Below are 13000 nucleotides of genomic sequence, written 5' to 3'. Positions count from 1 at the left end.
ATGAGTAATAAAGTTTTAAGTTCAAGTTTAATGCTTAGGCTCTGATATTAAAGATAAAAAGCGTCATTGATTTGGCGCTTTTTTATATGTGTTTAACGAGGGTGTGAATATCAATTCTGATGCTCGACTTGTAATAGTTGAGCGGTAACAAAACCTTGGTAGCCATAGAGGGAGAATTCTGCCAATTGTTCAAGCTGCTGACTGGTTTCGATCTGCGTGGCAATCACTTTAATCATCAGGCGGTCTGCAATGCGTAAAATAGCGTTAAGGACATCGGTTTGTTGCTGCTGATCGATATTGATGGTGTAAGCAAAATCGAGTTTGACGTAACTCGGGCTAAATTGGTTTAAATACCGAATCGCACTAAAATTACGGCCAAACTTATCAATACCATATTGATATTGATATTGTGCAAGTACGTCACATAGCTGTTGAGCGCTGGCGGGATAATCGATGAATGCATTTTCCGGGAGCTCGAAAATAAGCTGCTCAGATAGGTGTGGATGGCTTTGAAGTTTGCTTGTAAGCCAACGTAAGAAATTATCACTATTGATGCTATAAATGCTGATATTGACCGTGACAGCTTCAATATTAACCGCTGAACTAAGGCGCACAAATACCAATTCTAGTACATGCATGTCGAGCAATAAACCCTCTGTTTCATACTCAATTGAATCAATAAATTGCGCGGCTGAAAATCGTTCATCACCTTGCTCGATATAGGCAAATATTTCTTGATGTATTGGTTGATGTTGGCGGTTTATCACATATTGAGTGTGCAGTTTGATCTGTCGTTGATTGACAGCGTTTTTGACTAATTGCTTCCATTCTTGCTTGGTGCGGATCTTCAGATCTGGATTACTGTCTTGATCAAACAAAGCAATCGATTTTCCTGAAACTAAACTGGCTTCTTGAATCGCTATCTTTGCCTTATGTAACATATTACTAATATCATCATTTTTTGAGTTTATTACTAGGCCGAGCATCGTATGTTGGGTGCTAATTCTAAAAGGGTCAGATTGTAAGTTGTTCGCTAAATGCATCATTTTTTCTGCTAGATCATTTAAACGTTGAGCACAACAGTGCGTTGTTATGATGACAAATTCATAGTGGCTGATACTAGCAATGGTAGAGTTATCATCCAAAAGGCTGGATAAGCGTTGGGCCAGAAGACGAGAGAGAGACTCAGCGTTCGCGATATTCTCGAGATCGAAACCATCAGTAATAGCCGAATCGATATTATTTTCTTCGAGGTGTTGTGAAATCAGGTTAGATCGTAATAAAACCAGCCCACCTAGAGTGGAGCGGCTATGAGTAGAACCAGTAAATTTGGCTTTTAAATAATCTAGATTGCCTAATTGTGTGATTGGGTCTTGATAAGCAATTTTTCGCAACTGTTCATTTTCGTGCGCTTTTTGTTCAAGATGACTTTTGATTTTTTGACTCATAAAATTGAAACTAGTGACAAGGGTACGAAGATCTTTTGCGGCAGGTAAAGCAATAGCCTCACCAAATTGCTGCTGCGCGATAGCATTCGATTTTTGTTGCAACTTTATAAGAGGAGAGAGTAACTGACGTAGGAACACCGCAAGTAACAATACCCCAATAATAAACACGATAAGCATGTTGATAAAGAGGTGAGTGGTGGCTTTCCACAGTTTTGAGTAGGCGTTATGAGAACTGCCAGTGATTTCTATGCTAGCGATAGCTGTATTGTTCCATACCACATCAGATTGTGCGGTGACGGGGTTAATTTTAACCAAAGAACGAAACCATTGAGGAGGTGAAAGTGGTGGATGTGGGTCATGCCAAGTTAATGGCGTGTTTTTAAGACCGTTATTTTGAGAGTCTTGATTTTGAGTCGATATAGCCTGAGATAGTCGCTTTTTAGTCAAAAAGTTTAGTGTGGTAGTACCATGAAATCCGCGTCTATAAATTGAATCGATGACGGCTTTCGTCCCATCAATATCTTGAGTGCTAAGATGCGGTAGAGTCGCCATTACCATCGCAGTTAATAAATTATTAACACCAATAGTTTGTTGCTCTATAAGGTAGTGCCGAGCGGTGTTGTATTGAGTGATAAAGACAGAAGAAATAAGAATTAAAAAGATGCCTAACATCCCTGTCACGAGTCGTTGGTATAACGTCATACGGTATTCACACTTATTTAGCTTGAAGAGCAGAGAGTGATAACTGTATCGAGTTTACTTACGATTAGATAGCATCTATCTGCACAGGAATAGCTATTTATGACTCAGATCAAGAGGCATCAGTAATATAGCCTTGGAAACCACTAATACTAAGATTAGCGAGCTGTTCTAGCTGATCTTGCGTTTCCACTCGCGTCGCAATTGTTTGAATATTTAAGTTATTTGCAATACGAGTAATGGAAGCAAGTACATCGTATTTAGCCGGATCATCCAACTGGTTGGTATAGGCTAAATCAAGTTTGACATAGTGTGGCCGAACTTGATGTAGGTATTCAAGTGAGCTGAAATTATGGCCAAAGTGATCGATACCAAATTTAAAGCCATATTTATTGAGAAGATGAGTGAAAATCCTCGTACTTTGAGTTTTCTTGATAAAACTGATTTCAGGCAGTTCGAAATATAAATACTCACGCAGATTAATATTATGGGCTAATTTATCTTCTAGTGAAGCAATAAATTGAGCATCATTAATGCTATATTTCGTGATATTGACCGCGATAGGAGAGGGTTCGATAGAGTTATTAAGATACTCAGTTACTAAGGATAGAATATGATCATCAAATTGGGCCGCAATCGGAGTTTGTTCCAATGCGGTGATAAAGTGATTCGCATTGTAGATTAGGCCATCTATTTCAATATACGCAAATACTTCATGTTGAATGTGCTGTTGTTGCTTATCGATTGCGGCTTGCAGTGTGATCTTGACTAGACCATTGTTGATTGCATGCTCGACAAGGCTTTGCCATTCCATTTTCCCTTTGGTGAACTGAGGTGAAATCGAACTGGTATCGAGAAGATAGGTGCTATTCTCACTTTGCTGACGAGCTTGAGTCAGCGCATTATCGAGTTGGCTAAAGACGGTTTTAGTATCGTTTTGGTCATGGATCATCAGCATACCAATTGATGCTGAGCTTGCAGTGTTTGGATCGGAAGATAACTCTTTGACTATTTTTAATGTTTTGTTTGAAATACGGTCGAAGTCGTCTTGTTGGCAATGAGGGATCAACAGAATAAATTCAGAGCGACTAAAGCGAGCTAAGGTGTTTTCCTCACTCATGAGTCTAGATAATACGGTCGATAAACTTCTCACCAGTTGATCGGCTTTTTGAAATTCTTGATTTTCATAAGCATCATTAATGCTGTCTACCTGAATTAAGCACACGCCACAATAGTCCATGCTATCAGAATCTAACCAAGGTTCGAGTTGAGTAATAAAAAAATCACGATTACTTAATTCTGAAACGGGATCTTGGTAAGCACGAATTCGAAGACGGCGGGCTTCTTCAGCTGATTGTTGGTAATAGGTTTCAATATGCTGACTCATGTGATTCATCGCTTGGACCACATCAGATAATTCACGAGTATTCACCGATGGAATAGGCTCTCCAAATTGATCAGAACTGATCTCGTTAGCTCGTTGTTGAATATCTTTTAATGGCTTGAGCATGACTTTTAAAATAAAGGCTAAAGAGAAAGCCGACACAATCGCAATGGCAATAAACGCGGCCAGTAAATAAATAGTCAGTGACCATAATTCATCGTAGGCGTTATCGGCATTACTGGTGACAGTTAATGTGGCGGTTTGCAGCCAACCATCCATCAATACTTGTGATTGTTTTAAGTTCTTAAATAAGTCTAGTTTTTGAAACCAAGTCGGGGCAATATTGGTATCATCTTGGTATTTACGATCTATTTTTTGGCTTTTATCCAACATCTCAAAATGAATATTGTCATAATAACCGCTGTCAAAAGTCGCATTAATCACCGACTCAATACCTATTTTATCTTTATCTTTAATGTATCGGGTTAGGGCAATATTCATTGAACTAATGGCATTAGTGAGTGCGATCTTTTGCTGCTGCTGAAGATAGGTATGAGTTGAGTTGAATTGCAAACCAAACACAGTGGTCATTAGCACCAAAAGCACAAGGGATAACCATAAAAGAAATTGCTGATATAGGCTCATAGTGTTATTGATCCAAGTTGATTATTGGGTGTTTAGTATTTTGTTTTTTACTGCGTTGTTGTAAATCTTTCCATAAGCTTAAGTTTGAGGCGTCACCGGCGACTATCGAGTTTATGCTTCGTTCACGTTTTTTGGTGATCCACAGTTTACTGGCGTTAAAACTGTAAATAGGCACTAAATCTTGACGTTGATTAGCTGGTTTGATCTCACCATCGATATTATCGAGTATAACAGGCATTGAACTGGGTGTTTGATAGTAGGCTACCACCATGTGAAATTGGTTTAAGGTGAGCGATTTTACATAGATAAGATGGAGTTTAGAGTCAGCGATTCCGAGTTCTCGCAAGCTGGAGTATTTAGCGATACTAAAATCTTCACAATCACCACCACCCACATCAAGAAATTGAATAGGTGTTGCCCAATAATCGTTTTGCCCCCACAACTTAATATCGTCGATAAAAACCAATTGATTAAAAAAATCATTAATTTTATTGAGTTTTTGTTGTTCGGATAAAGTTTGTATTGAATTAATGAGATTACGCCAAGCGGTGACGCGTAATCCAGCTCGTTCGCCAAAGTTTTGGCGGCTAAAATCAATTTGTTGTTTATCGCTACCGGTGAGAGCAATCGCCCTCACCGATAAAATTAACAACACAGAGAAGATAGCCCATTTAAGCCAACGGAAATCTCGCCAAGAGGTCTTAGTCTTTGCGTTGTTCAGAGTTAATCTTTACGTTTATCATAGATAGTCCAACTGTCAACGACGCTACTATCCATACCTTCAACAGTGGCGGTTACCCGGCGGCTAAATTTATTAATTTCTTCCTTAGTTTGGCCAGCAACAGGTTCACTATCACCAAAACCAATTATTTGTATACGATCGCTTTCTACTCCAGAGCTGATCAGTGCTTTATACACATTCGCCGCACGACGTCTAGAGAGGTTGAGGTTATGGTCGGAAGGACCAACGGGGCTTGCATAGCCATTTAACACAATATAAGTTTTTGGATACTTAGCCAAAAATTGGCTCATAGCATTAATATGATCAAGATAGAGTTGAGTTATCTCATCAGAATCATTAGCAAACAGAATATGCAATTTTTTCTGTTCAGTAACAACCTTGATTTCTGGACAGCCATCGTTGTCAACGACAGCGTTTGCAGGAGTATTGAGGCACTTATCTCGTGCATTGATCACTCCATCAGCATCAGCGTCCCCAATATCACTTTGTTGATTGGCGAGTGGAGGCGGTGGGGCATCTAACACTGAACATGCTGAAAGCAACAGCACCATTAAAGAGATCGTTAACGTTTTCATAGTCTGTCCTTACTTAACTGATTTAGTCCATTGTTCTGGAATAGCAACACGTAATGCATTGAGTAGCAGTCCAGTGGAATTGAGTAAACGATAATTTGATAGCACACCATCATAGTGAGCGGCTAAATACGCTTTACGAGAGTCAAACAGTTCATTTTCAGTGTTAAGTAAATCGAGTAGAGTACGTTTACCAATTTTGTATTGTTTACCATAGGCAATAATAGTTTTCGCTGCAGAGTCTACATGCTGTTCAAGATATTTTTCTTGAGCTGATGCTAGGTCACGAGCACTCCATGAAAGACGGGTGCTTTGTTCAAGCATTTGATAGGCTTTGTCGCGAATATCTTTAGCTTTGGTTAATTGATAAGCCGCCGCTCGGCCTTTAGCCGCATCGCTACCGCCGTTATATAAGTTATAATTCATTTTTAGCATGACTTTTAATTCATCGACATCATTGCGGTCATCGCCATCAAGTTCGTCACCGAATTTCTGTGAACCTTCAACTGTGAACGTCGGTAGCATAGTACCAGTATCTTGGTTGTACTGTGATTTGGCCGCCAGAATATCGTGATAAGCAACATGCAGGGTTGGATTATTCGCTTTCGCTTTTTTTAGCGCATCTTCTAATGTTGTTGGTAGAAAATTGACATCTACTTGTGGTGTTTTAAGATCTTTAGGGTATTCACCGGTCACGCGTACAAATGCAGTAATTTTATCGTTAAGATTACTTTGCGCGGATAATAAATTGGTATTGGCAGAAGCGACACGACCTTGTACTTGAATTAAATCGGCAGTGGAACTTAGGCCTGAATCAGTTCGTTTTTGAATGTCTTTTAAGATGCGGTTATGCACTTCAATATTTGCCTGTGATAATTTAACCACTTGCTGCGCTTCAATTACATCCAGATAAGCTTGAACGGTTGATAGCGCCGTATCTTGAGCATCGGCCAGCAATTGATAACGCTGGGCTTCAGTTTCTGATTTATTACGTTGAATATCGTTATAAGTGCTCGAACCATCCCAAATTAACTGTCGAATACTGATTTGGGCGTAATGAGGGTTAAAATCACCATTGGTACCACTAGGATCATCATCGTAATCTTCATAACCGACCCCGGCTTCGAGATCGACAGAAGGTAAATATTGACCTTGGGATTGACGGATCCCTTCGTTCTTACTCATAAACTCGTTATAAGACGATCTTATGTCTGGGTTATTGATAAGTGTCGCCGCAATCGCTTGTTCAAGAGATTGTGCATAACTAGGTATTGCAAGCAATTGACAGCCAACTAAGATGGCTAATTTTGTTATATGTGTTTTTTTGATCATCATTACTCTCTTAATGCTAAACCGCGAGCTTTAAGGATTGATTTAGATAAGATCAGACCTCTAAAAAAGATCTGTCCTGCCCTTGAACCTTGTTTACACTGATCATATCGCTTCTTGTAAAAATTGAAAATTATTCATCTCATTAATTGGGCGACGTTGAAATAAATGATTGTAAACTAAGTTATATGTTTGGTAAATATTCTGTTGGATTAAATCAATTAAACAGTATTTTAATACTTAGATTGGTTTGTCATTTCTGACAACATTAGCTTTGCTCTGTTGAGCTTTTGGTGTTGGCTTTTCTTTATTCTCTGGTGCAGTAGTGATTTTTTCTGCTGTTATTGGTACGTTTGTGTTTGCTAACTGCTCGGTTACTGCTTTTTTGAGCGCGTCTTGAGCACTTGCTGCGGTAGTGGCAGCTTCTGGTGTTGAAGCGTTGTCTTTTTTAGGCTCTGATTTTTGCGTCTTACCAGCACGTAGAGCTTGTAGAACTTTGTCTCGCGGACCATCGGCAATAATTTTACCTTGTTCCATTACGATTAAGCGATCGACAATATCGAGCATACTCATTTTATGGGTGATAAGAATTAAGGTTTCATCATCCGCAATGCTTTTCATTTGACGTTTTATAAACATTTCAGAACGGTTATCCATACTGCTGGTTGGTTCATCCATAATAAGAACTGGTGGATTACCTAAAAATGCACGAGCAATGGCAATCGATTGACGCTGACCACCAGACAGTGCTGCGCCGCCTTCACCGACTTGCTTTTCAAGGCCCGCACTATCTTGTTGAGTAAAGTTAGTCACACCCGCACGTTCTGCCGCAAGCATAATATCTTTATCACTGGCTAACGGGCGGCCTAAAGCGATATTTTCGCGGATACTGCCATAAAACAAAGTAATGTCTTGTGGTACACAGCCCAAGTTACGGCGAATATCAATTTGATGTAGCTGATTCATATCAGTGTCATCGATTAATACCGTACCAGCGGTGGGTTTGTATAATCCCATTAAGATACGCTCTAATGTGGTTTTACCTGAACCAATACGGCCAATAATACCAATACGCTCACCTGGATTAATGGTTAAATTGATATCACGCAATGCAGGGGAGGTGGCATTTGGGTACGCAAAGCTGACGTTATCAAATTGAATCTTACCTTGGATAACCGGGCGATGAATGTAACGCTTGCCTTCTTCTTGCTCAGTTGGCATTTGCATTAGTTTATCAATAATGCCCATTGCCGATTTTGCTTGGTTGTAACGAGTTGAAAGCATCGCAACTTGGATCATGGGCCCTACAGCACGACCACTTAACATAGTAGAGGCAATTAAACCACCCATTGTTAGATCACCATTACCAATCAAATACACCCCGACTACAATCATGGCGACATTCAAAAATTGTTGTACGAATCCCGCGGCATTTTGTAATGAGTCGGTTAGGCGCTTAGATTTTAAGCTCCAGTTTGACATGTGAGCAACGGCTTCTTCCCAACGGTATTGATATTGGCTTTCTGCGCCAAACATTTTTAACGTTTCAAGACCCGCTAAGCTCTCAACTAAGTTGGCATTTTTCTGTGAAGCAAGGCGTGAACCTTCTTCGATAGTACGGCGCAAGGGGCGCTGTACTACAAAACTGTAACCAATTAGCAATAACACACCGATCAATGGCACTAAGGCTAATGGTCCGGCAATCATGTAAATGACGATCATAAAGAAGATCGCAAAAGGCAAATCAATTAAAGTTGTGACACTGGCTGAAGTGAAAAAATCTCTAATTGATTCAAATTCTTGCATATGTTTAGCAAAAGCGCCCACGGAAGGCGGTTTAGCTTCAAGACGGATACCCATAACATGGCTAAAGATTTTCGATGAGATCAAAATATCGGATTTCTTACCGGCCACATCTAAAAAGTAGCTGCGCATCATCTTTAAAATAAAATCAAAGATAAAGATAACAAATACACCGATAGACAAGACCCATAGTGAGTCATAAGCCAGGTTGGGAACAATTTTATCGTACACTAAACGTGAGAATAATGGTGCTCCCACGGCAAAGATATTGATTAAAATAGAAGCAACAAAAACATCACGATAAATTTTACGTGATTGATACAATGTGCTCCAGAACCAGTGACCATCACGGTTTTTAAGCATTTCTGGTGAGCGTTCGTCATAACGAAAACGTTTTTTAACCAAAAATAGCTGACCAGTATATTGCTGATTTAGCTCATCTAAGTGGATCCATTCCTGCTTGCTATCACTTTGAGATAAAATCACTTCCGCTTCATTTTTTTCGTAATCGATTGATAAGATCACGCAAGCATCATTATTTTTAAGTAATGCCACTACAGGTAGTAACAATGGCGGTAAATCGGTAAGCGGCAGTGTATCTAACTTGGCATTTAATCCGGCTATTTCAGCCGCGCGCGGAAATAAATGGACAGTAAGTAAGCCATCTTTTAGTGGTAAGCCTGCAACTAATGCGTCTGGTGAGTTGGCTTGACCATAATAACGGCTAATGTAAGCAAGAGAATTTAATAGTGGATCTTTAATTGGGTTCATTATGCCTGACCTTCATTGTCGTTATTAATTTGCTCGGTAACGAAACCTTGGAAACCACCAAGTTCGAGCTCGATCAGTTTGTCTTTTTGCTCCATGGTCTCAACTCGTGAGGCGATGGTGGTGATGTCTAAATTAGAGGCGGTACGAGTGATAGAAGTAATCACATCAGCCCGGACGTTATCATCGATCTGAGAAGTATAAGCAAAATCCAGTTTCACATAAGCAGGGCGATAAGCATTTAAATAACCGATTGAGCCAAAGTTATGGCCAAAGTTATCGATACCAAATTGATAGCCTTTAGAGTCGATGATATTACATAAGAGCTTGGTGTTATCCGGCTGTTTAATGAAACAAATTTCAGGTAGCTCAAAATAAATACGGTTTGAGAAGCTAGGATTCGTTTCCATTTTTTGGCTGAGCCAGCGCATAAAGCCGGTGTCATTGACACTGCTTTGGGTAATGTTAATTGCGATCGGGAACTTAGGATCGTAGATCTTACATTGTTCAAATACTTCATCAATAATGTGCATATCAAACTGAGCTCCACTGTCTAAGCTTTCAATCGCACTTAAAAATTGACCTGCGGAATAGCGAACATCGTCCTTTTGAATCGCAGCAAAGACTTCTTGGTGCATTAATTGATTATCGCGATTGAATGCTTTTTGATAGCTAAAAGTAAATTGCTTATTGGCGATCGCTTCATCAACAATACTTTTCCATTGCTGTTTACCAAAAGAGGATTGAGTCGAGCTTTCATGCGATGATGCATGAATAAATAATGGCGTGGCGCGATTGGTGCTAGCCTCAACTAAACCATTATCGGCATGCGCTAAAATGGTCGAGATAGTATCGTTTTCTTGTTTCATGACTAAAGCGACAGCAGCACGCATAGGCGCGATATCGAGTGGATCATTTTGTAGTGATGCGGTCATGTTCAGCATTGACTGACCAAGTTGTAGCATATCTTCATCTGAAGAATTTGGTGCCAATAACATAAATTCAGATTGATTAAGACGCGCAATGGTAAATTCTTCTGAAATGATTTCTTTTAAGCGAGCTGACAGTAGGCGTGTGACATTATCCCCTTCTTCATAGCCTTGTTGATCGTAAGTATCTTTTAATAATTCGACTTTTAGTAGTGCAATACCGCCTTTATTCTGACTTTGTAACCATGATTCTAGTTGAGTCATCATATAATTTCGGTTAGCCAGCCCGGATACTGGATCTTGATAAGCTCGGATACGCAGTTTATCGGCTTCTTCTGCTTGTTGATTAAAATGCGCGCGAAGCTGTGTTGTCATTTGATTAAATGCGGTTACTACATCATCTAATTCTTGGAACTTTGGTCGTTCAAGAATTTCATCAAACTGATTGTCAGCTATTTTCTTGGCGTTTTCTTGAATCGAACGTAACGGAGCTAATATCTTACGGAAGATAAAAGAGAACAGAGCAATAACCACTAAGCCCGATAGGAAGAAAGTTAGTAATAATTGTTCGGCAGTTTTCCATAATTTCTGATATGCAAGATTAGGATTACTAGTGACGGTTAAATCCGCCAATTGTTGCCAGTCTGAGCCGACACGTACGGTTTTAGTATAAGGTTCTATATCAGATAGGAAGATAAACCAACCCGGAGCTGAAGCTTTGGTTTCTTTTGAGGCAACCTCGATTACTTTGCCTTCTTCGATTGGCGTTAATTTAACATCGGAATAGTAGCTACTATCAAACATCGAATGAATTAAGTCAGTTGCGCCTTGATCATTTTTTACTAATAGGTAAGGCGTGAGTGCAAGACCAACGGCATCGACGGTATTGTCGACTTCAACGATCTGTCTTTCATTTAAATAATCTCGCGTATTGTTAAACTCTATAACGAAGAGCACAGTGGCCGTGGCGAGGAATATCCCCATTACCCAGATCAAGAGCTGTTTATATAATGTCATGTGATTTCTCATCAAAATAGTGTTGCAAAAATTTGAGTTTTTTCAGACTAGATGGTGAAAAGCAACAATGTGACTGCTTTTTACCACCGAGTTCTAGATTTAATCTCTAATGTAAATTGCTTCTAGCACAAATAGTTTCTAGCGCAAATAGCCTAGGGGCACTATTCTCTTAAGGCTGAATTTGTGGCTTTTAGAACTGGCTTGAGTAAATAACTTAATACTGTACGTTTACCAGTGATGATATCGGTACTTGCTGTCATTCCCGGAATAATAGGTAATGGTTTGCCATCGGTACCTTTTAACTCATTTTCACCAGTACGGATCCGGACTTGGTAAAAACTATTACCTTCTTCATCTTGGATGGTATCGGCACTGATGGTTTCTACTGTTCCGTTTAAGCCGCCGTAAGTAGAAAAATTATAAGCAGTAAATTTAATCAATGCAGGAAGACCTGGGTGTAAGAAACCGATATCTTGCGGCGCGATTTTAGCCTCTATTAATAGCGTATCTTCGGTTGGAACGATTTCGATTAAATCCATACCTGGCTGGATAACACCTCCAATAGTATTGATATAGATCTTTTGAATTGTGCCGTTGACAGGAGAGGTCACAACGGTGCGGTTAACTCTATCTTTCAGACCCAATTGAGATTTACTCATACTAGCAAGTTGAGCACTGATTTTATTGAGCTCATTTTGATTGTCACTGCGGTATTTCAACGCAATATCTAGGTATTTGTAGATGGTTTCTTGTACTGCAGATATGGCGACTGGGATTTGCATTTTAGTGGAGGTTAAATCACGGCGAGTATCACTTAACTGACGACGTAACTTAAGCAATTCGATTTTAGGTACAACACCTTCCTTTGCAAGTGGTTCGGTGATTTTATACTCTTGATTCGCAATATTGTAACTGCTTTTTAAGTTGTTATAGCGAGAGCGGTTTTCATCAAGTTCACGCTGTTTTTGAGTGATTTGTTGCATCGCAACGTGTAGTTGGTTTTCTAAATTAGAAACATTGCCTTGATATTCATTATTTTGACGAGCCACTAAACGAGGGTGTTGTTTTAAAAAATCGGCATCAAAAGCTGGGGTTAACGCTTCATCAATAATGACACTATCTTGCCAATGATGAGCATCTTTAATTTTCGATTTATCGATCTTAACGGCATCTAATTGAGCCCTAAGTCGTAGTTGATCGGCATTCATGCTCGCGATATCGAGCGCCTTACCCTGAAAATCAAATTTAGTCTGTGTGTCATCGATAAGGAGTAGGCGTTGACCTTTTTTAACGGGCTGGCCTTCACGAACCATGACTTGTTTAACTATCCCGCCTTCTAAGTTTTGCACCACTTGCATTTGAGTGGAAGGGATCACTTTTCCGGTACCACTTGTTACCTTATCTAAACTAGCAAGTGAGGCCCAAATAAAAGCAATAACAAAGAAAAGTACAACCGTCCAGAGCATAATTCTAGGGGTGCGGGCAGTATTGAGCATTAATGCAGATGATTTGTCATCAACAAAATCCAATTGTTCAGTCGAAATATTTTTTTTCATGATTTACCAATAGCAGGCGATGCATATTATTAAAGTAAGGTAACTTAAAATGAATGATTTTTGTAAATATTCACTCGTAAGCTAGATGGATTTGATGGCCACATTTTG

8 protein-coding genes are annotated in these 13000 nt (G+C 39.6%); all 8 read right to left on the bottom strand.

The features are described from left to right. Positions 1-110 precede the first annotated feature (110 nt). Complete coding sequence (locus GFB47_RS14335; RefSeq protein WP_153448713.1) at positions 111-2150, bottom strand: bifunctional diguanylate cyclase/phosphodiesterase; 2040 nt, start codon at positions 2148-2150, stop codon at positions 111-113. Between the two features lie 109 nt (positions 2151-2259). Further along, positions 2260-4122 (bottom strand): bifunctional diguanylate cyclase/phosphodiesterase, encoded by a 1863-nt coding sequence (locus GFB47_RS14330; RefSeq protein WP_178306523.1) that lies wholly within the window; start codon positions 4120-4122, stop codon positions 2260-2262. A 58-nt stretch (positions 4123-4180) separates the two neighbouring features. Further along, entirely contained in the window at positions 4181-4840 is a 660-nt protein-coding gene (locus GFB47_RS14325) for a transglutaminase-like cysteine peptidase (RefSeq protein WP_218619111.1), read from the bottom strand. A 59-nt stretch (positions 4841-4899) separates the two neighbouring features. Then, the gene (locus tag GFB47_RS14320; RefSeq protein WP_153448710.1) at positions 4900-5493 is read right to left on the bottom strand and encodes an OmpA family protein; all 594 of its coding nucleotides are present in this window, start codon (positions 5491-5493) and stop codon (positions 4900-4902) included. A gap of 9 nt (positions 5494-5502) precedes the next feature. Then, the gene (locus GFB47_RS14315) at positions 5503-6822 is read right to left on the bottom strand and encodes a TolC family outer membrane protein (protein WP_153449021.1); all 1320 of its coding nucleotides are present in this window, start codon (positions 6820-6822) and stop codon (positions 5503-5505) included. Positions 6823-7059: 237 nt separating this feature from the next. Beyond that, on the bottom strand, positions 7060-9384 hold the full coding sequence (locus tag GFB47_RS14310) for a type I secretion system permease/ATPase (RefSeq protein ID WP_153449020.1): 2325 nt from the start codon (positions 9382-9384) through the stop codon (positions 7060-7062). 8 nt (positions 9385-9392) lie between these two features. Next, a complete protein-coding gene (locus tag GFB47_RS14305) occupies positions 9393-11336 on the bottom strand; it encodes a bifunctional diguanylate cyclase/phosphodiesterase (protein WP_153448709.1) in 1944 nt (647 codons plus the stop codon). Positions 11337-11497: 161 nt separating this feature from the next. Further along, positions 11498-12892, bottom strand: coding sequence for an HlyD family type I secretion periplasmic adaptor subunit (locus GFB47_RS14300; protein WP_153448708.1), 1395 nt, complete (start codon positions 12890-12892; stop codon positions 11498-11500). Positions 12893-13000 lie beyond the last annotated feature (108 nt).

This window comes from Vibrio algicola (assembly GCF_009601765.2).
In the GTDB taxonomy this organism is placed as follows: Bacteria; Pseudomonadota; Gammaproteobacteria; order Enterobacterales; family Vibrionaceae; genus Vibrio; species Vibrio algicola.
Note: the sequence above shows the minus strand (reverse complement) of the source record. Positions and strands in the feature narration are given on the sequence as shown.